Source organism: Luteimonas colneyensis, assembly GCF_014836665.1.
GTDB lineage: Bacteria > Pseudomonadota > Gammaproteobacteria > Xanthomonadales > Xanthomonadaceae > Luteimonas > Luteimonas colneyensis.
Genome location: NZ_JACSQJ010000006.1, coordinates 37907 through 60626 on the forward strand (window position 1 = coordinate 37907; position 22720 = coordinate 60626).

Genomic DNA, 22720 nt, shown 5'->3' on the forward strand with positions numbered 1-22720 from the left:
ATGGCACACATCCGCTTGGAGAACGTCGGGCTCGACGTCCCGCTTTACGTGCAGCGCCATTCGGACGTGTCCGGATGGGGGCAGGTGCTCAGGAGGGCCGCGTTTTCGCGTCCGGAAAGGCGCCTGGCGACCCTGCTGGACGACATCAGCTTCGAGGCCGCGGATGGCGACCGCATCGCGGTGCTGGGCCAGAACGGGGCGGGGAAGTCGACGCTGCTGCAGATCCTGACGGGGGCGTATCGCCCCACGCGTGGCCGCGTCCAGGTCACCGGCAGCCGGCAGGCCCTGATGAACATCAACCTGGGATTCAACGGCGAGGCAACCGTCGTCGAGAACGTGCTGCTGAGATGCTCTTCGATGGGGATCCGGCTCGCGGAGATCAGGCGGAACGTGCCGGAGATCCTCGACTTCGCCGGCCTGGAGAGCAAAGCCTCGCACCGGTTGAAGACGCTGTCGTCCGGCCAGCGGATGCGCCTCGGATTCTCCATCTCCACCGCGTTCCAGAACGACGTGATGATCATGGACGAGTGGTTGAGCACGGGAGACGCGGCGTTCCTCGAGCGTGCCGGGGAACGGTTGACCAGCCGGGTCGGCGGCGCCGAAATCGTCGTGATCGCGACCCACAGCATCAGGATGGCGCGGGCGGTGTGCAATCGCGCGATCCTGCTGGAGGGCGGGCAGGTGAAGGCGGCGGGCTCCCTTTCGCGCGTGATCGGTGTCTACCGCGAGCGGACGCGTCGCCAGAACACGCAGATCGCCCTCGCGAAGGCGTCTTGATGGAATGGTTCCGCGCGTTCCCGGGTGGCCGTGCTGGCGGAGACGCCACGGATCTCCTGGCGGCGCGCATGCGTGCGCTGGCGACACATCGCGTCAGGCGCTATCAGTTGGAAGAAGAGCTTTCGGACGTGTATGCGAGCAGCTCCTGGCGACTGACCGGGCCGCTGCGGACGCTCGGTGCCCGCCTGCGTGGCGTTTCGAAGCCGCGGGATGCCGGCCGGCGCTGGACGGCGGGGCCTGTTCCTCCTGCACTCCTCCGCGAGCACGGTGGCAGCGGGTTCGACTGCGCCCCCTTCTGTTACGGGGTGGAGGCGTTGGCTCTCTGGGACGAGCCGTATCGGCGGGCGGCCGCCGAGGGTCCGATCGCCTTCTTCGGCCCGGAGCGGATCGGGCGTGGGCTTGAAAGCCAGCTCGGGAGACTGTTCGGGCGCGCTGGCGGCGACCTGCCGGTCGAGCATGTGATCGCACACCGGAGCCGCGTGGAGATTGCGGCGGCATGCGCACGCCGATGCGGTGCGCAGCTGCTGGTGCTTGACGAGGAGTTCGAGCGCGGGTTCCTCCCGACGCGGCTGTACCATCCGGTGGCACCCCAGCTGCTTCGCGAAACCGCTGCGCCGCTGCGCCGCGCACGCGTCGTGTTCCCCGCTGCAGCGGACGCGGCGTCCCTCTCCGATCTGCCTGGCTCCTGCCTGGTCGGGCAGGACGGACGCCAGCTGGAGCTGGAGGTGCCGGTCCTGGATTCGAAGATCCTGCCCCGGCTTCTCAGCATCGAAGCGCCGGGGCAGGACATCGCCGGCCTGCTCCAGGCCCCGGGAAACGGCGACGCGACCCTGGGCGGGATCGTCGACGGCTGGGCGTCATCCCGGCAGGTGAGGCGACGTCTGCAGGACACCTTCTTCGACTGGACTTCGGTGGTGGCCGGCGAGCGCCGCGAGCTGCCGCTGGTGACCTGCATCCTTGCGAGCAAGCGGCCGGACTTCGTGCCCAGGGCGGTGGAAATGCTCTGCCAGCAGGGCTATCCCGATATCGAGATCGTCCTCGTATGCCACGGGTTTTCCTTGGGGGACGCGGTTCCGGCGCGGCCCGGGCTCAGGGTCGAGGTCATCGAAGCCCCGGCCCGTGCGAGCCTGGGAGAGTGCCTGAACCTGGGCATCGCCGCGTCTTCCGGCGCCGTCTGGATGAAGATCGACGACGATGATGTCTACGGGCCGGACTACGTCGAGGATGGCGTCAGGCTGCTGTTCGACACGGATGCGGACGTCCTTGCGCGCCCCCTGCTGCTCACCAGGAAAGGGGCGCGATGGTTCTTCGACGAGGAGCGCGCCGCGCGGTCGAACGTCTACATCGAGGACCTGGACCCGACCGGACACATGTGCGGTGCGACGCTGGTGGCCCGGAACATCCCCGGCCGGATACCCGGCTTCGATCCGGACCTTCCCCGGGGCGTCGATTCCGAATTCCTGCTCAGGGCGCGGCGGGACGGATTGCGGCTGGTGTCGGTGAACGTGCCGGGTTACGCATGCATCCGCTATTCCGCTCCGGACCATCATACGTGGAGCATGGACGTCGCCTCCGGCGTGGAGGTGTCCCCAACGGCGGCCGATGCGTGGATTGGCTGTCGAACAACGAATCTGTCTGGAGATGGACGTGGCCTCGTCGAAAACCATTGATGACCAGCTGGAAGCCGTCACGCTGGGGCTGGAGCACCTCCGCCAGCTGCTGGGGCGGCTTGAGCCGGACGTTGCAGGCGAAGCGCTGGCGGCACTCGATGCCGTCCTGGTGACACAGGCGGAAGCGCGTGCGTCCGTCGGCGGCGTCGACCTGCCTGTCGGCGGGCCAGCGGACGCGATGCCGGGAACGGATGACGGCGACCTCGAGGTCCTGCGGGCCGAGCTCCTGCGACTGGATGACCGTTGCAGGAAGCTGATCGCGGCGCAGGAGAAGACGGTCAGGCAGCTGGCGGTCGAAATGCGATCACGCGTGACCGTCGTTGAGCAGCGCCACGAGGCCCTGCTCAACGGAACGATATTCAGCTTTCTCCGGCGCATCGCCGGGATCGGGCAGGCCGTGGGTCTGTTGAGGGGCGGCCTGCGGGGCCGGCAGGTGTCCGGGCATGCCCCCTCCACGGCGGTGGCGGGTCCGGTGCCGGCAGGGCGGCCGCCGGCCCCGAACCCCGTCGACCAGAACGGTTTGCCGCCGCACAAGTCGGTCCGCATCGCCGGCGTTCCATACATGTCGAGGCCCAAGGAGCCGCTCGGCGCACCGGCGGTGACCTACGAGGGCGAGCCGCTCATCAGCGTGGTGATGACGTGCTACAACACCGGCGCGTACGTCGAGCAGGCCGCGAGGTCGATCCTCGGACAGACGTGGCGCAACCTCGAGCTGATCGCCGTCGACGATTGCAGCACCGACGATACGCGCGCGGTGCTCGAACGGATCGCGAACGAGGATCCGCGCCTCCAGGTGTTCTGCCTCGGCGTCAATCGCGGCACCTACTGGAGCAAGAATTTCGGGATCACCCGGTCGCGCGGCGAGGTCGTCACCTTCATGGACAGCGACGACATTTCGGAGCCCGGGCGCCTGGCGGCGCAGTTTGCCGCGCTCAACCACGTGGGGCGGGTCGTCAGCACCTGCAACCACGTCCGCAAGGACGAGAGCGGGACGATCATCGAGATCAACGGGGTCGTGGAGCGGGTGGCGTACATCAGCCAGATGGTCAAGCGCCCGGTCTTCGACGAGATCGGTTACTTCGACAGCGTCCGCACGTCCGCGGACGACGAGTTCCTCAGGCGCATCCGGCGCAGCTACGGGCGGGAAGCCGAGGTGAACGTCAAGAAGCCGCTTTACGTCGCGCTCCTGCGCGACGGGTCGCTGACGTCGGACCCGGACAACGCCATCAACTTCAAGCAGGAGCGTACGGAAGTACAGTCGTTCCTCTCGCCGCAGCGCAGGCATTACGCCGCAATGTGCGAGCGCTGGCATTCCTTCCTGGACGAAAAGGGCCTGCGGCCCTACGTGCCTTTCCCGGTGGTGCGCAGGCCGTTCCCCGCGTTCGGGAAGCTGCGGATCGGAACGGGCGAGTACGACGGAAATTTCATCACGGCCTGTCTGGCTTCGTATCCCCCGCGGAGGGACAAGCTGAAGGTGGTCGTCGAGAGCATCCTGCCGCAGGTCGACCACCTCTATGTCTATCTCAACGAATACTCGAAGGATGACGTCCCCGAATTCCTGAAGCATTCCCGCATCACCGTCGAGGTGGGGGGCACGGATCTCCGGGACAACGGAAAGTTCTTCTTCATGGACCGGGTCCGGGATGGCTACGTCATCACAGTCGACGATGATCTCGTCTATCCACACGACTACGTACAGACCCTGATCCGCAAGATCGAGTTCTACGACCGCAAGGTCGTGGTGGGCTTGCACGGCACGATCTACGCGAAGCCGATCAAGTCCTTCTTCGCGGGCCGCACGCTCATCCATTTCGAAGAGGAAATGAAGCAGGACACCGTGGTGAACCAGTTGGGCACGGGCACCACGGCATTCCATACCAGTGCGATCAGGCCGGAGCTGGCCTGGTTCAGGCAGTCAGGCATGGCCGACGTCTGGTTCGCGGTGGAAGCCCGGAAGCGGCGGGTCACCCTGGTCGCGATCGAGAGGCCGGTCGAGTGGCTGACGGTGCAGGGCGTGGAGGAAACCACGCTGTTCAGGGAATTCCGCAGGAACGACAGCGTCCAGACCGACGCCATCCGGAGCGTTGCGCCCTGGAAGGAAGTCCTGTGGGCCCCGCTGGACGGAATCGTGGCGGATCGATCGGCCCGCTTCGGCAGGCCGTATTCCAGGTTGGCGCCACGGCTTGGCGTCACCGAAGAAGAGCGGGCCGAGATCGAGGCCCACCGTGCCGCGCTGCGCGGGTCTGCAGGCGGACACGCATGAACGCGTGGCGCGTATGCGCGCTCGGGCTGCTGGCAATCGGGGCCGTCGCCCTGCTGGCAGGAGCAGTCCTCGCGCTCCCGCTGCTGGCGGCGGCCGCCATCGTCTTCCTGGTCGCAGGCCTTGCGCTCGTCGGCTACATGCTTTCCCGCCAGATGCGGCATGTGATCGGACAGCAGGAGCGGAGCCTGGAGGCACTGGCCAGGGCCGAAGCCGCGCTGCAGGGCATGGCGGCGCTCAGGCAGTCCTCCGGACGCCTGGAGACCGCGGTTTCGCGCCTGGCGGGCATCGAAGGGGCGCTCGCCGGGCGGATCCAGGACGTGGTCCGCAGCGCCGCCGCTGCGAGGGCGGAAGACAGTGCGGCGAGGCGCGTCGACCAGCGCGACATCAGCCGGCAGCTCGCGGATCTCCAGGGCCTGGTGGCTGAGCATGGCGAATTGCTGGGTGCCCAGGGCCTGGATGTGCAGACCTCGCTCCGGGTCGGGCGCAACGTGCTCAGGATCAGCAAGGAGATCGCGGAACATCAGCCGGTGGAGAGCCGGCTGCGGCGCAACCTCGAGAAGGCGGTCAACGATGCATCCGGCGGAGTGACGCGATCCGTGGAGGCGCTCATGCAGCTCCATGCGCTTCCGGGCGCCGGGCTTTCCCCTCTGCTTGGGGGGTGGGCGATGGAGCCGGTGGCGGTCCACGCGCTCCTGGACGTCATCTCGCAGTGGTCCGGTCCGCGCGTCGTCGAACTGGGAAGTGGAACGTCCACGGTGTGGATCGCGCGCATGCTGAAAAGCATGGGAGCGGGCCGCGTGGATTCGCTGGACCACGAATGGCAGTACGCCGAAGCCACGCGGCGTGCCCTGGAGCGCGAAGGACTGCAGGCATGGGCGCAGGTCCACCATGCTCCGATCGTCGACGTCGAAGTGGCGGACGAAGTCTACCCATGGTATTCGCTGGCCGATGCGGCGCTGCCGGAGACGATCGATGTCCTCATCGTGGACGGTCCGCCCGCCGCCCTGGGCGAGCGGGCGCGCTTCCCCGCGCTTCCAGCGCTTGCCGGACGTCTCCGGCAAGGCAGCGTGCTGGTGATCGACGATGCAGGGCGCCCGGATGAAGCGGAGATCATCGGATGCTGGCGCGATCTGGCATGCGTCCAACTTGCCGAGCCGGTATCCCTGGGACCACGGACGGTTGCGCTCACCGTGCTTTCGAACGCACCGGATTGACTCCGGTCCGTCCCGGCTGTCCTGACCGCGGCAAGGTGGTTCCAGCGCGCGGATGCCACTGGCGACCGGTTCCGCCGCCGCATGCGACCGGGCGCGGAGTTCGGGGCGGCCACATATTCAGAGATCAGAGATGAGCGTGGGAAAGCAGGGTTTTCGAGCGGATATCCAGGGGATGCGCGCCATTGCCGTCGGCCTGGTGCTCCTCTATCACGTCTGGCCCGCGTTCGTTCCTGGCGGGTACGTGGGGGTCGATGTCTTCTTCGTGATCTCCGGGTTCCTGATCACCTCCCTGCTGCTCAGGGAGGTCGAGCGGACGGGCACGATCCAGCTGCTGGATTTCTACGTGCGTCGCGCACGGCGCCTGCTGCCCGCTGCGCTGTCGGTGCTGGTGGTCTCGTTCCTGGCGTTCTCGCTGCTGCTGCCCGAGCTGATCTGGAAGCCGCTGCGGATCGAGTTCGCCGCGGCGGCGGTCTACCTCGAGAACTGGGTCCTCGCGTCGAAGTCGGTGGACTACCTGGCTGCCGACGGCGTGGCCAGCCCGGTGCAGCACTACTGGTCCCTGTCGATCGAGGAACAGTTCTACATCGCCTGGCCGTTCCTGATCCTGCTGGCGGTCCGGTGGCGGAAGGCCGGCAGCATCCGGAGAACGCTCTCGGTCGCTTTCGGCCTTGTCGTGGCCGTTTCGCTGGGGTGCGCGCTCCAAGCCGGATACGCGGGTGATCCGTCCGCGTACTTCACGACCCATACCCGGGTGTGGCAGCTGGCCGCGGGTGGAATGATCGCGCTGTGGCCCGGCCTCCGCCTCGGGGCGGCGGAGTTGCTGCTGGGCCTGCTCCTGATTCTCTTCGCGGCCTTGTCCTTCTCGGGCGACACGGTCTATCCCGGCGCGGCCGCCCTGGCGCCGACGCTGGGCGCCGCGCTGGCGATCATGGGTGGCAGGGCGTTCCCGGAGTCGTTCACGACCCGATGGCTGGGGTCGCGACCGGCCACCTGGCTGGGGGACATCTCCTATTCGCTGTACCTGTGGCACTGGCCGGTGATCATGTTGGCCAGGCACCTCGGGGGGGAGGATGCCGTCGGGCCGATGGCCGGTATCGCGGTTGTCCTGGTCTCGCTGCTCCTCGCCGAACTCTCCAGGCGCTTCATCGAAGACAGGTTCCGGCATGCGGCAACGGGGCGACGGCCGCTCGTCCTGGGCAGGTATGCACTGGCCTCGCTGGCGTTCGCGACGGCAGCCGTCCTGGTTGGCGGCCCCACGGCTCCCCAGGGGCCGGCTGGCCTGGCATCCGAAGCGACGCACCCGGGAGCGCTTGCCTGGTACGGGGAAGGGCGGCAGCCCGTTCCGGACGTTCCATTCGTGCCGGCACTGGCGGCCGTACCGCGGGATGTTGCCGCTGCCTACGGACAGGGCTGCATCCAGAATGGGGGAGGCAGCGAGGTCAAGGTCTGCTCCTATGGGAATCGGACTGCAGGCACCCGGGTCGCAGTCGTCGGAGATTCGCATGCGGTGCATTGGCTGCCGGCCTTCGAGGCTCTTGCGGAGACCCACGATCTCTACATCGAAGGATTGACCAAGACCTCGTGCTCGCCATCGGGCCTGGAAGTGTCGGCCATGACATCCGAGCGCCCGTACACCTCCTGTGTGCGCTGGACCGACAACGTGGTCGACTACGTCCGCAAGGGGGATTTCGACTATGTGATCCTGAGCCAGTCTCCCAAGCACCGCCTGTACGAGCTTCGTGACCAGCCGCCGGAGCGTAGCGCGGGGGCGCTTGCCAGGGGGCTGTTCGATACCTGGCATCCCGTCGCCAGGGACGGCACGCCCATCCGCATCATCCGGCCCACGCCGTGGCAGCCCACCGTGGTTCCGAACTGCGCATCCACGGCCGCTGCACCTTTCCGCGAATGCACGGACGATGCCGATGCAGCGCTCGGAGAGGACGCCATGGTGCGGTTGGCCTCGATGTCGGGCTTCCCTTTGCTGGACTTCACCGACCTGCTGTGTCGCGATGGGGCGTGCCCCGCGGTCGTCGGAAACGTGTTTGTCTATCGTGATGCACACCACCTGACGGGCACGTTCGCGCAAACGCTCGCACAGCCGCTGTACGACCGACTGGGGCTGGACGTGGCCCGTGTGTCTGTTGCCGCGCCCAGCTTCGGGTTTTCCCCGGACCCCTTCAATGCAGCGGCGGACAGGCCGCGGTTCCTGTCCGAGGGCTGCGTGCGCTCCTCAAGGGTGGAGTCCGTCAAGACGTGCGAGTTCGGTCCCGAAGACGGAACGCATGTCGCGGTCGTCGGGGATGCGACGGGCGCCAACTACATGCCCGCCTTCGAGTTGCTGGCCGAGAGGCTTGGATTGCGGGTGGTGACGTACTTCAAGGACAGCTGCCTGTTCGGTGCGGAAGACATCCATCACCGGGTATTGAAGGCGACGTATTCCGGCTGTTCGCGATGGTCGCGGGAGGTCAAGGCGATCCTGGAGGAGAAGCCGCCGGCCGCGATCTTCATCACGCAGTCACCGATGTACCGTCGTCGGGCGGGCGAGCTTCCCGGTGATGCCGGGCAGGCGCTTGGTCGTGGCGTCGCCGCCTATACGGACGGCCTGCACGCGCGGGGCGTGAAGATACTTGGCATCACCGGGGCACCCTGGTTCGAGGTGGATGTTCCCCGCTGCGTCCGGGATCATGGCATCGAGGATTGCGGCAGGCCGGTGGACCAGGTCGTGCCGCTGGGCCCCGTGGACCATCTGGTCAGGGCCGGGCGGGCCCGGGGGATCAGCGTCAGCGACGTCTTCTGTCCCGAGGGGTGGTGCGCGCCCGTCCAGGACAAGGTGCTCGTGTACCGGGACAGCAACCAGCCGACCGCGACGTTCATGGACCTGGTGGGCGAGAAGCTGTCCCGGTCGCTCGAGCAGGCCTTGAACTCCGATGATTCTGTCAGCAGGGAAGAGCATGGTTAAGTTGGTGATCTGGGATCTGGACGATACGCTCTGGGCGGGAACGCTTGCGGAAGGCGACGCCGTGGAACCGCATGGCGACCGCGTCGCTGCGATCCGCGAGCTGAACCGCCGCGGCGTCGTGAATGCGATCTGCTCCAAGAACGATCCCGAAGTGGCGAAGGCCAAGCTGGTCGAGCTCGGGCTGTGGGACGACTTCGTGTTTCCGGTCATCAGGTTCCTCCCCAAGGGGGAGCTGGTCAGGCAGCTCCTGCAGGACATGCAGCTGAGGGCACCGGATGTCGCCTTCATCGACGACAACCCGGTGAATCTCGGCGAAGTCGCGCACTTCAACCCGGGAATCCGCGTCATCGATGCCAGGGAGGACGCGTGCGACGCGTTCCTTCGCGAACTGGTCGAATCCCTGCAGGGCGTGAACAAGTCGCGCGTCGAGCAGTACCGGATGCTGGAGCGCAAGATCGGCGACCGGGAGGCGAGTGCGGGCAGCAACGAGGAGTTCCTCGCGTCGTGCGGGATCCGGATGGCGCTCGTGCGAAGGACCGACAACCTTGCGTTCGCCTCCCGGATCGAGGAGCTGGTCAATCGCACGAACCAGCTGAACTTCACCAGGTCGCGGGTCGCGGCCGGGAGCATCCCCGAGTACGTGATCGACGTTGCAAGCAATGAAACGTACTCGGTGTTCGTCTGGGACCGGTACGGCGACTATGGCCTGGTGGGATTCGCGGCGGTGGAGAGGAAGGTGCTTCTGAAGCATTTCCTCTTCTCCTGCAGGACCATGAACATGGGCGTTGAAAATGCCGTCGCCTTCGTGCTCAGCAAGACCTTCCGCGGGATGAAGCTGCCGGTGGACGCGAAGATGCCGCCCTGGATCACGCTGGTGCAGCCGGAGGACGAGGAATTCAAGAGCGTCCTGGCACGGCTCGGAGTGGAGGATGGCGAACCGCGGGTGCGGGTCATGGCCAACTGCCAGTCCGGGGCGATCGCGCACTACATGGCGACGCCCGGCACCCGGTTCGACAACTGGCCGAGGGTGTTCAAGCTCGAAGACGTGCTGGCGGGCAACCTGCCCTGCGAAGCCAGGATGCTCGTGTACGGTGCATTCAACGACTACGACCACCGCTACTGGACCGCCCCGCCAAGCCAGCAGACGTTCGAGGATGCATGCCTCGCGCTTGCCAGGCACGTCGAGAGCCGGGACGGCATGCTGGCGGTGATCCTGCCGCCGGAAGTATTCGAGGACGAGCGGCCCAAGCAGGGGGTCACGCAGGCCCGGTTCGCGGCCTTGAACCGGATCTGGAGGCGGGTTGCGGATCGCCATGCGTCCGTCAGGCTGGTGGACCTGAGTGATGCGCGGTACGGATGCGCGACCGCCGATCCACGCCATTTCGATCGCGACTGCCTGATGCGGATAGGCATGGAGTGCAGGGCGCTGGTCGACGCGGCGGACAGCCCGGCCGGCCCCTGACCGGGGCGATCCTCAGAAGTCCGCGACCAGGGCAGCGATGCGACGCGCCGCGGTCCCGTCGCCATATGGCGATGATTGGAGGCCGCCTGCCGGGAAGCCGCGGTCGAGGACCTCATTGGCGCTCCCGACGATCCGTTCGACCTCCGTCCCGACCAGCTTGACCGTCCCCTGCTCCAGGGCTTCGGTGCGCTCGGTGGTATCCCGGGTGACCAGCACCGGCTTGCCCAGTGCCGGTGCCTCCTCCTGGATGCCTCCCGAATCCGTGATGACCAGGGACGCGCGCCGCATGAGCTCGATGAAGGGGAGGTATTCCTGGGGTGGCAGCAGGTGGATGCGTGGGTGCGTGCCCAGGAGTGCGGTCACGGGCCCGCGGACTGCAGGGTTCAGGTGGACGGGGTAGACGATCTGCACATCCTGGCGCTCCGCCAGCGCCAGCAGCGCCTTGCAGACCTGCCGGAGTCCGTGCCCGAAACTCTCGCGCCTGTGGCCCGTCACAAGCACCAGCCGCGAAGACGGGGCGAGCCAGTCGAATTGCCTGGCCAGCGCGGCCTGGAGGGCAGGGCTCGCCGCGATGCGGGCGTTGGCGTCGAGTACGGCGTCGATCACCGTGTTGCCGGTCACGTGGATGCGGCCGGGATCGATGCCTTCCGCAAGGAGGTTTCCGGCGGCACGGCTGGTAGGGCAGAAGTGGATGTCCGCGAATGGCGCGACCAGGCGTCTGTTGCCTTCCTCGGGCCAGGGGGCGCGGAGATCGCCCGTCCTCAACCCGGCCTCGACGTGGCCGACGGGGATCCGGTTGTGGAATCCCGCAAGTGCGGATGCGGCGGTCGTGGTGGTATCGCCGTGTACCAGCAGCATCGCCGGAGCTTCCTGCTGCAGGATCCCGCCTATGCGGCAAAGGACCGTTGCGAACAGCGAATCGAGCGACTGCCCCGGACGCATCACGTCCAGGTCGTGGTCGGGGCGGATCTCGAAGAGGGACAGCACCTGGTCGAGCATTTCGCGATGCTGTGCGGTCACCGCGACGATCGGGTGGATGGCGTCGTGCTGCTGGAGGGCACGGACCACCGGGGCCATCTTGATGGCTTCGGGGCGCGTGCCGAACACCAGGAGTACTTTTTTCCTGGTCAAGGCTGGAGTCTGGCCATGGGCACTGGAGTGGGGCGGCGGAAAGCGATGATTCTAGCGGGCGCGGAGTCGCCCTGCGAATCGCCCGGGCCGCTGGCCGCCGGTTGGCCGCTGCTACACTTCGCCGGATCACGACGACTTCTGGAGGCCTGAACATGGTGGACCGCGGGCCGCTGTTGGCCTCCAGCGCGCCGGGGCAGCTGATGCGTTCGCGCAATCCGTTCGCGGCCTTCGGCCGACACCGGAACCTGACCCGGGAGCTGGTCCGCAACGAGATCCTCGGACGCTACCGCGGCGCGAGCTTCGGCATGCTGTGGTCGTTGCTGAGCCCGTTCCTGATGCTGGTGGTCTACACGGTCGCCTTCGGCAGCATCCTGAAGGGACGTTGGCCGCAGGCTGGCGACACGCACGCGGAGTTCGGCCTGGTGATCTTCGTGGGCATCTTCGTGCACGGCTTCTTCGCTGAATGCTTCACGCGTTCGCCGAGGCTGATGCTGGAGAACGCCAACTACGTCAAACGCGTGGTGTTCCCGCTCGACATCCTGCCTTGGACCATGGCGCTGTCGGCACTGTTCCACCTGGCGATGAACGTGCTGGTGTTCTGCCTGCTCAGCTTCTTCGTATACCGCCAGCTGTCGCCCTTGGTGCTGCTGCTGCCGTTGGTGCTGGCGCCCCTTGCAATGCTCACCGTGGCCGTGTGCTGGGTCACGTCGTCGCTGGGCGTCTACCTGCGCGACATCGCCCAGGTGACGCCGGTGGTGGCGACGGCGATGTTCTTCCTGTCGTCCGCCATCGTGCCCGTGCAGGCGGTGCCTGAACGCTACCAGCTGCTGTTCCAGCTCAACCCGCTCACCTTCTTCATCGACCAGGCGCGCAACGTCGCGCTGTGGGGGCGGCAGCCGGACTGGTCGGCGCTGGGCCTGTTCGCTCTCGCAGGCCTTGTCGCGATGTTCGCGGCGCATGCGTGGTTCCAGCGCACCAGTCGGGGATTCGCCGATGTCCTCTGAGCCCGCGATCCGCGTCAGTGGAGTGTCCAAGTCCTATCCCGTGTTCGACCGTCCGCACGAACGGCTGCTGCAGCTGGTGGTCCCGGGGACGCGCAGGGCCGCGGACTTCCAGGCGCTCAGCAACATCAGCTTCGACGTACGCCGGGGCGAGGCCGTCGGCATCGTCGGGCGCAACGGGTCCGGGAAATCGACGCTGCTGCAGGTCGTCTGCGGCACGCTGCAACCCAGCGCCGGCACGGTCGAGGTGCGTGGACGCGTGGCAGCCCTCCTGGAGCTTGGCGCCGGGTTCAACGTGGAGTTCACCGGCCGCGAGAACGTCTTCCTCAACGGCAGCATCCTCGGCCTCACCCGGAGCGAGATCGAGGCCCGGCTGGATGACATCCTGGCGTTCGCGGAAATCGGCGAGCACATCGACCAGCCGGTCAAGACCTATTCCAGCGGCATGTTCGTGCGCCTCGCGTTCGCGGTCGCGGCGCATTCCGATCCGGAGGTGCTGATCGTCGACGAGGCCCTCGCGGTGGGCGACGTCTATTTCCAGCGCAAGTGCTACCGACGCATCGAGCAATTGCGCGAGCGCGGCTGCACCCTGCTGCTGGTGACCCATTCCACCGGGCTGCTCGTCCAGCTCTGCGACCGCGCGATCCTGCTGGAAGAGGGCCGGATGCTGTTCGATGGCGATTGCGGCCAGGCGGTGCGCGAGTACATGAAGTGCCTGTTCGGCACGCACGGGCCGGACGGTATGGATGCCGCGGCAGCGGTGGACGCCCGCCTGGTCGCGGGCCAACCCGCGGATTCCGGCCACGATGCGCCCGGTGCCGCGAAGGACGACCTGCTCCCCGCCGGGGACCCGAGGGCCCAGCTGCTGGCGGGGGGCAGCCGCGACCTGTTCGCGACGCGCGCCGGCTACAACCGCGCCGAAACGCGCCTGGGCGACGGCCGCGCACTGCTGGCCGATTTCATGATCGTCTCCGGGTCCGAGACCGGCCCGGTGCTCGCGCCGGGTGCGCCGTTCACTGTCCATGCGCGCTATGTGTTCCGGGCCGCGGTCGACCGCCTGGTGTTCGGCATGCACGTGCGCACCGTCGACGGCCTGCAGGTCTACAGCAGCAACACGATCATGGCGGCGCAGGGGCTGTACGCCTGCGACGCGGGCCAGGTCCTGGTCGTGGCCTTCGACATGCGGTGCGTCCTGCTCCCGGGGCAGTACTTCCTCGGGATGGGCGTTTCGCGTTACGTGGAAGGTGGGGGCGAGATCGTCGCCCTCGACCGCCGCGTCGACGGCGTGATCCTGACCGTGCTCGGCGACCAGGCCCGCGCCAGCGGCTATGTCGACCTGGCCTGTGATATCCGCGTCGATCCCGGTGCCAGGATGGAGCAGGCATGAGCGACACCGGCATGCAGCTCCTCGTATCAGCGCCCAACGGTGGCGGGCTCTTCCTGCGCGGGCAGGGTGAGAAGGCCGCGCGCTGCATCAGCGTGGTGGATACGGTTGGCATCACGGCCATGCCGGGCGGGTTCGCATGGGCGCGCCAGGCATCCGACGCCAGCCTCATCCGCATCGCGGCTCGCGAGGGACTGCGCGTGCACGACCTGGGCGGCGGGCCCGGGGATCTGCACGACCTGCGCTGGATCGGGGGCGCATTGCACGTGGTGCGGACGATGGACAACAGCGTCGTCCGGCTCGATGCCGCGCTGGGCGAGGAGCGCCATTGGCGCTTGCCGGGTGAGCCGGATTCGGTCCACGTGAACTCGATCGTCATGCACCGGGGCCGCCTGCTGGCTTCGATCTTCGGCGCGTTCGAAACCCATCGTGGTTACAAGGGGCGCACGCGCGGGGCGGGACGGGTGATCGACCTGGAAACTCAGGACGTCGTGGTGGATGGACTTTCGCAGCCGCATTCGCTCGTCAGCCATGACGGCCTGCTGTGGCTCTGCGATTCCGAGTCCAGCGCGGTACGTGCGTTCGACGGCGGTCGCGAAGTGCACAGGCATGCGTTCGAGGGCTACACGCGTGGCCTGCTGTTCGGCGCCGGGCTGGTCTGCGTGGGTCTCAGTGCGAGCCGGAACGTCGCGACCGCTTCGGCGGTTGCCACCGGCACCGTGCTGCTGCTCGACGCGGTGACCTGGCGCGAGGTGGACCGGTTCACGATTGACGCGCCGGAGGTCTACGACATCATCGGCGTGCCGGCCGACGCGACCGGCACGGTCCTGTCCGCCGCCCTTGCCGAGGGGACGGCCGAGGGGCGGGCGCTCCGGCATCGCCAGTCGGCGCTCGAAGCGGAGCGCGACGAACGTTCGGAATGGAGCCGGCGGCTGGACGCCGAGCTGGACGCGGCCCGTGCCACGATCGTCCGGAGCCAGGCCGATCTCGAGGAGAAGACGGCGTGGGCGCTCGCGCTCGACGGCCAGCTTGCGGACGCGCGGGCACGCATCGTGCAGGGGCAGGCCGATCTCGAGGAGAAGACGGCGTGGGCGCTCGCGCTCGACGGCGAGCTTGCGGACGCGCGGGCACGCATCGCGCAGGGCCAGGCCGATCTCGAAGAGAAGACGGCGTGGGCGCTCGCGCTCGACGGCGAGCTTGCGGACGCGCGGGCACGCATCGCGCAGAGCCAGGCCGAGCTCGAGGAGAAGACGGCGTGGGCGCTGAGGCTTGATCACGAGCTCGGGCAGGCCAACGCGCAGATCGCCCGACAGCAGGCCGAACTGGTTGATGCGCATCTCGAGCGCGACAGTGCCCGCGATGCGGCATCCGCCCAGGCGGCGCGATCGAACGCCCTTGCCAGCGAACTGGCGCAGCTCATCGGGTCCCGCTCCTGGACGCTCACGCGACCGCTCCGGTTCGCGGCCCGTCTGTTGCGGGGGGACTGGCAAGGCGTGCGCGAGTCGCTGCGCAACGCGCGGGCCAGGATGACCTCGCGCAGGCCCCCGCGCGTGGCCGCGCCGGACACCGTGCCGGACACCGTGCCGTCCGGCGACCGCCGTGCCCTCGCGCCCGCTGCCCTGGTGGAAGGACTGGCGTTTCCCGCCTTCAACCATCCCCGGGTCTCGATCGTCATCCCGACCTACGGCAACCTCGCATGCACGGTGACGTGCCTCCGTTCGATCATGCGGCATCCGCCGGGTTGTGCGTTCGAGATCATCGTGGCCGAGGATGCCTCGGGCGACGAGGACATGGCGCTGCTGGCCGGCGTGCCGGGGCTGCGATACCACGTCAACGCGCACAACCTCGGGTTCCTGCGGTCCTGCAATCACGCCGCCTCGCTGGCGCGCGGCGAGTTCGTCCACTTCCTCAACAACGATACCGAGGTCACTCCGGACTGGATGGACCGGCTGCTGGACGTCTTCGACGCGCGACCCGATGCCGGCATGGTGGGGTCGAAGCTGGTGTATCCCGACGGACGCCTGCAGGAAGCCGGCGGCATCGTGTGGTCGGACGGAAGCGCCTGGAACTACGGCCGGCTGGATGATCCGGAGCGCCCGGAATACAACTACCTCAAGGAGGCCGACTATGTGTCCGGCGCATCGATCCTCCTGCGCAAGGCGGTGTTCGACGGGCTCGGTGGCTTCGATGAGCTCTATGTGCCGGCGTATTACGAAGACACCGACCTGGCGTTTCGCATCCGCGCCGCGGGCCTGAAGACCTACCTGCAGCCGGAGTCGGTGGTTGTGCACTACGAGGGTGTTTCCAGCGGTACCGACACCGGCTCGGGGGTGAAGGCCTTCCAGGTTGTGAATGCCGGCAAGTTCCGCGAGCGCTGGCGGACGGCGCTCGAGCGCGAGCACTTCCCGAATGCGGTGAACGTGTTCGCGGCGCGCGACCGCAGCGCCGGGCGGCGCACCGTCCTCGTGGTCGACCACTACGTTCCCGAGCCCGACCGCGACGCGGGATCGAAGGCGATGTTCCAGTTCCTGCAGGTGCTGGTGTCGCTGGGCTGCAATGTGAAGTTCTGGCCGGAGAACCTGCACCGGCATCCGGCCTACACGCCGGTGCTGCAGCGCATGGGTATCGAGGTGCTCTATGGCAACGAGTGGAGTGGACGCTTCGAGGACTGGATCTCCGCCCACGGAGACCAGCTGGACGCCGTGGTGCTGAGCCGGCCGCACGTGTCGGTGCAGGTGATCGACGCCGTCCGCGCGCATGCCGCCCGCGCACGACTGGTGTATTACGGCCACGACGTCCACCACCTGCGCATGCTGGAACAGGCGAAGGTCGATCCGGAAGGCGTCACCGCGCAGGACGTCGACCACGTGCGCGCGATGGAGCACCGCATGTGGAGGGCGGCCGACGTCATCGTCTATCCCTCCGTGGACGAGACGCGGCATGTCACGGGCTGGCTGGCCGATGAGGGCGCCCATGGCCGCGCCATGACCGCGCCGCTGTATGGCTACGAGAACCTGCCGGCGCCGGGCAGCGTGTCAATGCAGGGCCGCGAAGGCGTCCTGTTCGTCGCGGGCTTCCGCCATCCGCCGAACGTCGACGCCGCGGTCTGGTTCGTGGGCGAGGTGATGCCGCTGCTGCGCGCCCGCCGCCCCGGCGTCCGCCTCGCCCTGGTCGGATCCAGTCCGACCGACGAGGTCCTGGCGCTGGCCGGGGACGACGTCGCGGTGACCGGCTTCGTCACCGACGACGAGCTCGAGCGCTGGTACGCGCGTTCGCGGGTCGCGATCGCGCCCTTGAGGTTCGGAGGCGGCATGAAGGGCAAGGTGCTCGAAGCGCTCAGGCACGGGGTGCCCTGCGTAACCACCTCCACTGGCGTCCAGGGGCTGGGAGCCGCGGGTGCGTTCATGGCGGGCATCGACGACGCACGCCAGATGGCCGACCGCATCGACCTGCTGCTGGGCGATGACGTGGAGTGGCGGCGCGTTTCCGCCGCAGGGCTCGAGTTTCTGGAGCAGGGCTATTCGCGCGCGGCGCTGGTGCGGCTGGCGGTGGACATCCTGGGGCGCTGACCGCCACGGGCGACGGCAAGGGGGAGGGCGTGGAGGAAACGCGACGCGGAGGGCGCGACTGGATGGGCGCTGCGGCCACCTGGCTGCTGGCGACCGTCTTGCTGTGCGCCGTGCTCGCCGCCTACAAGCTGCTTCCGGGGCAGTTGCCGCACGCGCAGTCGATGATCGGCGACGCCGCCTACGCGCAGTGTCTGCACGACACGCGGACCGCCGGGGGCGAGGGCTGCCTGAGTTTCGGCTACCCGCAGGGAGCGCCCAAGCCATTCGGCCTTCCAGTCACCCTGGTCGCCGAGGCGCTGTTCGCCGGGGACGGGCGCGTCACTCCCGGGGAGGTGCGGACGGTCTATGCCGGCGTCGTGGCGCTCGCGTTCCTGCTCGCCACCCTGCTGTTCCGCCGGGTGGCGGGCGGCTGGTCGCTGGGGGTGCTTGGCGCCGGCCTGTACCTGCTGGCACCGGCCGTGCAGCTGCAGTCGTCCTTCGCCGCGCTGCAACTCGGCCTCGCGCTGGTGCCGGGCTATCTCCTGTTCGACATCCTGCTGCTCGACGCCCTCTGCGCCCGGCGCCACGGGCGCGCGCTCGGCCTGCTGGCGGTGGTGGCGGGACTGCGCGTCTTCGCGGTATTCCTGGACGGCTACTCGTTCCTTTTCGCCACCGTGCTGTCAGCGGTGTGCCTCGCGCTGGCGGCCGTGCTGGCCGGCCGGGGCGCGCGCATGCCCGCGATCGCGGCGCTGGCCGCGCATGTTGCCTGCACCGGGCTGGCTGCGTGGACCTACCGCCAGTACATGCCGGGTGGTCTCGGCGTCATGCCCGTCGACTTCTTCCGCGGCGCCGGCGTGGACGTGCTGACCATGCTCGTGCCGATGCAGTGGCAAGGGCTGTACGGCCTGCTCGGCCTCGGCATCGACATCCAGCCGGAGATGTCCTACGGCGGGCGCGCCAGCCTGCTGGGGATGTTCGTCGGCTACTCCAGCCTTGTGGCGGCCGGTCTGCTGGCCTGGGCCGTGGCGACGCGGCGCGCGCCGCGACCGGGGCTGCCCGCTTGCGGGATCATGCTCGCCGGCGTGCTCGCGGTCGTGCTGTCGCTCGGTCCGTCGCTCAAGTTCAACGACTTCCGCAACGACCAGACGCGGGTCAGCGCGCTCAGCTTCAAGGCCTACCTGATGCCCGAAGAGGCCGCCACCCTGACCCTGCACTCGGGCTGGATCTACGAGAACGTGCCCGGCATCCGGAATGCGCGCGTACTGGGGCGCTGGCAGGTGCTGGCGAGGCTGGCGCTGGTGGCGGTCATGCTGCTCGCGCTCGCGGCGCTATGGCGGGGAGGGCATCGCTGGCCGGCGGTGGCACTGGCGGCGTTCGCGCTGCTCGAGGCGGTCCCCGACCCGCGCGTCGTGGCGGAAGAAAGCCGGGGCGCCACGGCCCGTGCCGACCTCGTGTACCGGATCCATGGCGGCGAGTTCGCGCGGTCGGTGCGTCCTGGCGAGCGGGTGCTGATGCTGCAGATGCACGACGGTGCCAACGACAACGAGTACGCCGCCGACACGCTGTGCGCGCTGGCGCGTGCGTACTGCTACAACGCGGGGGGCGACAAGGCGTCGGGTGCCGTCGCCTCGGCCTGGCCGCCCGTAATCCGGGCTGCGCGCGCGCGTCGCGACCGAGGTGCCAACGTGCGTGAAGCCTTCTCGCAGGACCTGCTGGACGTCGTGGTCGTTCCGCACTTTGACCTGCGCCTGGTGGTGTATCCATGGTCCACAGAGCGGGTCGACGTCGCCGCGGTTTCCCGTGCGGTCCAGACGACGTTCGGCGGGCCGGACCTGCACATCGAGGAGGGCCCGGGCTTCACCATCATCCGCCCACGCGCACCGCGGCCGCCTGTGGTCAGCCACCGCAGGGGACGTCGGCGAGCTTCACGCGGGCGATGACCAGATCCTTGGCGCCGTCGACCAGGTAGATGACGCTGGAGGTGGTGAGCCATACCCCCGTTTGCTTGGCGCCTTCGCGCTGGCTAGGCGCGACCCAGAGCTTGGGTTCGCCGCCGTTGGCCGAACCCAGCCAGATCTGCGGATGCGAGCCATGCGACGGCTGCAGGGTCCAGCGGACCTCGGCGGCGTAGAGCTCGGATGCGCAATCGCTGCGCGTCACCGCGAGGGCGTTGTCGGAAAGCAGCGTGGGGTCGAGCATCCAGGGAAGGCCTTCGCCTTCCGCGGTGGCATCGCCAACTGCCGCCGGGGCTGCCGCGGACGATGCCGGGTCGCTGCCACCGCACGCGGCGAGCAATCCGAAGCAAGATGCCAGGGTGGTGATCCGGAAGAACTGCGTACGGGTCACGGGTGTAGGTCCTTGAGTTCGAGGGATTTTGCGATGAAGGCCATGGCACGATCATCCTTGGTGAAGCTGCTTTCGACCAGTGTGTCGCTGCTGATGCGGATCGTTACCTCGCGGCCGGGTTCAGGGGCGCAGGCGTCGAGCGGGATGTCGATCACGCGCAGGCCCGACGTCGTTGGCAGCCCCGGCAGCTGGCAGTCATCCACGTGGATCGACAGCGACGGAGGCCGGTCCCGGTCATACGAGGCGGGTGGAAGAACGTAAGCCTCGAGGGCCAGCGTGTCCTCGCCCCGGTACGGCGTGCGAACCGCGATGTCGCCGCTGGCCCAGCGACCATCGCCTTCGGCCTTGTGGAAGCCCAAGGCCTGGGCGTCGTCAAGCGTGCCGAGCGCGACCCGCTGCGAAAGGTCCGCCACCTCCGGCGTTCCGGCGAGCACGCGTGCGTCGAAGCGGTAGATCTGCGGAAGCGTGTTGCCCTCGATCATCGCGATCGACGGGTACATCGTCAGGATGCGCCTGGAGGCGACGGAGTGGCCGCCTTCCTGGTCGACGACCAGGAACGCCGGCGAGGCCGCGGCGAGCGCGTCGTGCGGGATGTCGTTGATGTCGAGCAGGGGCCGGCCGGCCAGCAGGGAGATCTGCGGGGCCGAGCTCCATCCCGCGGCATACACGTGCGCGTCGCGAGGGAGCGCGCGCAGCATCGAGACTGCCCGGTGCACGTGGTCGACCTCCAACGGCCCGAGCGCGCCGTGCACGCGCGTCTGGCCAAGGAATGCCGCGGCGAACGCCGCCGCGGCCAGCATCATCGCGAGGCCCAGCTGCCGGCGCCATGCCGCGACAACCGGGCCGGCCATCAGCGCCCCCGCCACGAGCACCCAGGCGATGTTGAGGAGGATCATCCCGTTGAAGATGCGCCGGTGCCAGGCCTTCGGAGTCGGCGTCAATCCCAGCCACCAGGCGAAATACGCCGCGGCCGCGCCCAGCAGGGCCAGCAGGATCCAGCGTGCGGCCCCCGCCTGGCGGGGAACGAGGACGGCCGCGGCGAACGGCAGCACCAGCCAGGCGCTCGCGAACGGCGCCGACACCTGCAGGAAATTCGCCAGCTTCCCGAAATGCGCGGCGACCTTGGCTGCGAGCGACGCCGCGACGCCGCCCTTGACCCCAGCCTCCCGGCTGATCGACGCCGTCTCCAGGGCCCACCACGCGCGATAGGAGTCGAGGCCGCCCAAGGCAAGCATGCGGTAGGCCTCCCAGGCGACGACGGGGGCGAGGAAGCCGGCCACCAGCAACACGGCACGGAGCCCGCGCGAGGCAAGCGGCAGCGGTCGGCTTACGGCATGCACGAACATCACCAGACTGAACGGGATGACGCAGACCAGCATCACCGTCTTGGTGGTGACCGCTGCGCCAAGCAACGCCGCGCCCAGCAGCGTGCGGAGGCCGATGGCGGGCCCGGTTCCGGCCCACGGATAGGCCGCCAGCCCAGCCAGCCCCAGCGCCAGGCTGGGGATCTCGCCATAGCCGCCGAAGCCGAACTTGACCAGGCCCGGCGTGGACAGGGTCAGGATGACGGCGAGCAAGCCGTCGCACAGCCGGCCGCGCATCGAACGGCCGATCCAGCAGGCGGCGCCCGCCAGCAGGAGAAGGAAGGCGATATTCGCAAGCTGGGACTGCATCACGCCCATACCGAACGCCCGGTAGGCCAGGGCGGCGGTGAGGATGAAGGGTCCGTTGGTCTGCACCTCGCGCGGAAAGACCGGCTGCTCCGCGTAGCTGCGGTGGTAGCCGCTACCCTCGGCGAGGTTCCAGGCCACCTGGAGATTCATCGACCCGTCGAAGATGGGGGGAAGTGCCAGCGCGCGGAAGATGATGATGGCCATCAAGAGGGCGGCGATCATCGCCGCGACGGCCGTGGTCGCCGGCTTCAAGATGCCGGGCCGGACGGGCTCGTGCGTCATCGGCATCTGGAGTTGCGTCCCGTGCTCAGCCGCCGTCCTGGCGTTCCCCGGAGGCGTCCGGCGTGCGCAGGGCCATGGCATGGCTGTTGATGTTGATCTTCTCCAGCAGTTTCCTGTTCGTTGCGATCAGGTCGGCGAGCAGGCCGCACAGCATCGCCAGCGCGGACAGGGTCAGCAGCAGCGAGGCGAGGATGAGCGACTGCACGTGCCCTCCGCCTTCGCCCATGCCGAGCAAGACGAGATAGCGGATGCCGATCAGCACGCCGGGGATGCCCAGCACCGCTGCGATCGTCAGGAAGGTGAAGATCGGCCGGTAGATCACGAACACGCGCAGGATCGTGACCAGCGAACGCCGGACGTAGCTGCTGATGCTGCGCACGAGCCGCGATGGGCGCAGGTCCTCGTTGGTCCGGATCGGCACCGAAAGGATCCGGAGGTTGCTCTGCCCCGCCTGGATGATGGTCTCCAGGGTGTAGGTGTAGGGGTTGAACACGTTGAGCTGCAGCGCCGTGTCGCGGGCGATCGCCCGGAAGCCGCTGGGCGCATCCTGTACGTCGGTCCCGCTGGCCTTGCGCACCGCCCAGCTGCCCAGGCGCTGCAGCTTCTTCTTGATCCAGGAGAAGTGTTCGGTCTCGTCGATCGGCCGTGCCCCGATGACCATATCCGCCTGCCCGTCGAGGATCGGCTTGGTCAGCAGCGGGATGTCGCTGGCTTCGTACTGGTTGTCGGCATCGGTATTGACGATCACGTCGGCACCCAGGCGCAGCGCTCCGTGCAGGCCGGTCATGAACGCCGCAGCCAGTCCCCGGTTCACGGGATGCCGGATCACGTGGTCCACGCCGAGTTCGCGCGCCAGCTCCGCGGTGCCATCCGTGGAACCGTCGTCGACGACCAGCCACTCGACCTTGTCGAAGCCGTCGACCTGGCGTGGAAGCGCAGCCACGGCGATGGCGAGCGTACCGGCTTCGTTGAGGCAAGGGACCTGGATGATGAGCTTCATGGGCGCGCGC

14 protein-coding genes are annotated in these 22720 nt (G+C 68.3%); 10 read left to right on the forward strand and 4 right to left on the reverse strand.

What is annotated here, in order from left to right; genetic code table 11:
- The 6 genes from H9645_RS10750 to H9645_RS10775 all read left to right on the forward strand — a co-directional run bounded on the left by H9645_RS10750 (position 1) and on the right by H9645_RS10775 (position 10345).
- Entirely contained in the window at positions 1-777 is a 777-nt protein-coding gene (locus H9645_RS10750) for an ABC transporter ATP-binding protein (protein WP_191729705.1), read from the forward strand.
- Positions 777-2447, forward strand: a complete 1671-nt coding sequence (locus tag H9645_RS10755) for a glycosyltransferase family 2 protein (RefSeq protein ID WP_191729706.1) — start codon at positions 777-779, stop codon at positions 2445-2447. Before H9645_RS10750 ends, H9645_RS10755 begins: the two co-directional genes overlap by 1 nt.
- The gene (locus tag H9645_RS10760; RefSeq protein ID WP_191729707.1) at positions 2419-4710 is read left to right on the forward strand and encodes a glycosyltransferase family 2 protein; all 2292 of its coding nucleotides are present in this window, start codon (positions 2419-2421) and stop codon (positions 4708-4710) included. The genes H9645_RS10755 and H9645_RS10760 overlap by 29 nt, the downstream gene beginning before the upstream one ends.
- Positions 4707-5924: a class I SAM-dependent methyltransferase gene (locus H9645_RS10765; protein ID WP_191729708.1), complete on the forward strand. Its 1218-nt coding sequence runs from the start codon at positions 4707-4709 to the stop codon at positions 5922-5924. Before H9645_RS10760 ends, H9645_RS10765 begins: the two co-directional genes overlap by 4 nt.
- A 130-nt stretch (positions 5925-6054) precedes the next feature.
- Entirely contained in the window at positions 6055-8883 is a 2829-nt protein-coding gene (locus H9645_RS10770) for an acyltransferase family protein (RefSeq protein ID WP_191729709.1), read from the forward strand.
- The gene (locus tag H9645_RS10775; RefSeq protein WP_191729710.1) at positions 8876-10345 is read left to right on the forward strand and encodes a hypothetical protein; all 1470 of its coding nucleotides are present in this window, start codon (positions 8876-8878) and stop codon (positions 10343-10345) included. The genes H9645_RS10770 and H9645_RS10775 overlap by 8 nt, the downstream gene beginning before the upstream one ends.
- Before the next feature lie 12 nt (positions 10346-10357).
- On the opposite strand, the gene wecB is transcribed toward H9645_RS10775, so the two are convergent.
- The gene (wecB, locus tag H9645_RS10780; RefSeq protein WP_191729711.1) at positions 10358-11476 is read right to left on the reverse strand and encodes a non-hydrolyzing UDP-N-acetylglucosamine 2-epimerase; all 1119 of its coding nucleotides are present in this window, start codon (positions 11474-11476) and stop codon (positions 10358-10360) included.
- Positions 11477-11628: 152 nt separating this feature from the next.
- On the opposite strand from wecB, the gene H9645_RS10785 reads away from it, so the two are divergent.
- The 4 genes from H9645_RS10785 to H9645_RS10800 all read left to right on the forward strand — a co-directional run bounded on the left by H9645_RS10785 (position 11629) and on the right by H9645_RS10800 (position 19349).
- The gene (locus H9645_RS10785; RefSeq protein WP_225218195.1) at positions 11629-12480 is read left to right on the forward strand and encodes an ABC transporter permease; all 852 of its coding nucleotides are present in this window, start codon (positions 11629-11631) and stop codon (positions 12478-12480) included.
- On the forward strand, positions 12470-13864 hold the full coding sequence (locus tag H9645_RS10790; protein WP_225218196.1) for an ABC transporter ATP-binding protein: 1395 nt from the start codon (positions 12470-12472) through the stop codon (positions 13862-13864). Before H9645_RS10785 ends, H9645_RS10790 begins: the two co-directional genes overlap by 11 nt.
- Positions 13861-17430, forward strand: a complete 3570-nt coding sequence (locus tag H9645_RS10795) for a glycosyltransferase (RefSeq protein ID WP_191729712.1) — start codon at positions 13861-13863, stop codon at positions 17428-17430. Before H9645_RS10790 ends, H9645_RS10795 begins: the two co-directional genes overlap by 4 nt.
- 62 nt (positions 17431-17492) lie before the next feature.
- Positions 17493-19349 (forward strand): hypothetical protein, encoded by a 1857-nt coding sequence (locus tag H9645_RS10800; protein WP_191729713.1) that lies wholly within the window; start codon positions 17493-17495, stop codon positions 19347-19349.
- Here H9645_RS10800 and H9645_RS10805 read toward each other — a convergent pair.
- The 3 genes from H9645_RS10805 to H9645_RS10815 are packed head-to-tail and all read right to left on the reverse strand — an operon-like array spanning position 19306 to position 22710.
- Entirely contained in the window at positions 19306-19755 is a 450-nt protein-coding gene (locus H9645_RS10805) for a hypothetical protein (protein ID WP_191729714.1), read from the reverse strand. The genes H9645_RS10800 and H9645_RS10805 overlap by 44 nt on opposite strands.
- On the reverse strand, positions 19752-21716 hold the full coding sequence (locus H9645_RS10810) for a hypothetical protein (protein WP_191729715.1): 1965 nt from the start codon (positions 21714-21716) through the stop codon (positions 19752-19754). The genes H9645_RS10805 and H9645_RS10810 overlap by 4 nt, the downstream gene beginning before the upstream one ends.
- Before the next feature lie 19 nt (positions 21717-21735).
- Entirely contained in the window at positions 21736-22710 is a 975-nt protein-coding gene (locus H9645_RS10815; RefSeq protein WP_191729716.1) for a glycosyltransferase family 2 protein, read from the reverse strand.
- Positions 22711-22720: the final 10 nt, after the last annotated feature.

Coding starts and splice junctions, on each gene's coding strand:
- H9645_RS10795 (WP_191729712.1), top strand. CDS start 13,861: ATGAGCGACACCGGCATGCAGCTCCTCGTATCAGCGCCCAACGGTGGC.
- H9645_RS10760 (WP_191729707.1), top strand. CDS start 2,419: ATGGACGTGGCCTCGTCGAAAACCATTGATGACCAGCTGGAAGCCGTC.
- H9645_RS10815 (WP_191729716.1), bottom strand. CDS start 22,710: ATGAAGCTCATCATCCAGGTCCCTTGCCTCAACGAAGCCGGTACGCTC.
- H9645_RS10785 (WP_225218195.1), top strand. CDS start 11,629: ATGGTGGACCGCGGGCCGCTGTTGGCCTCCAGCGCGCCGGGGCAGCTG.
- H9645_RS10810 (WP_191729715.1), bottom strand. CDS start 21,716: ATGCCGATGACGCACGAGCCCGTCCGGCCCGGCATCTTGAAGCCGGCG.
- H9645_RS10775 (WP_191729710.1), top strand. CDS start 8,876: ATGGTTAAGTTGGTGATCTGGGATCTGGACGATACGCTCTGGGCGGGA.
- H9645_RS10755 (WP_191729706.1), top strand. CDS start 777: ATGGAATGGTTCCGCGCGTTCCCGGGTGGCCGTGCTGGCGGAGACGCC.
- H9645_RS10800 (WP_191729713.1), top strand. CDS start 17,493: ATGGGCGCTGCGGCCACCTGGCTGCTGGCGACCGTCTTGCTGTGCGCC.
- H9645_RS10750 (WP_191729705.1), top strand. CDS start 1: ATGGCACACATCCGCTTGGAGAACGTCGGGCTCGACGTCCCGCTTTAC.
- H9645_RS10790 (WP_225218196.1), top strand. CDS start 12,470: ATGTCCTCTGAGCCCGCGATCCGCGTCAGTGGAGTGTCCAAGTCCTAT.
- H9645_RS10770 (WP_191729709.1), top strand. CDS start 6,055: ATGAGCGTGGGAAAGCAGGGTTTTCGAGCGGATATCCAGGGGATGCGC.
- H9645_RS10765 (WP_191729708.1), top strand. CDS start 4,707: ATGAACGCGTGGCGCGTATGCGCGCTCGGGCTGCTGGCAATCGGGGCC.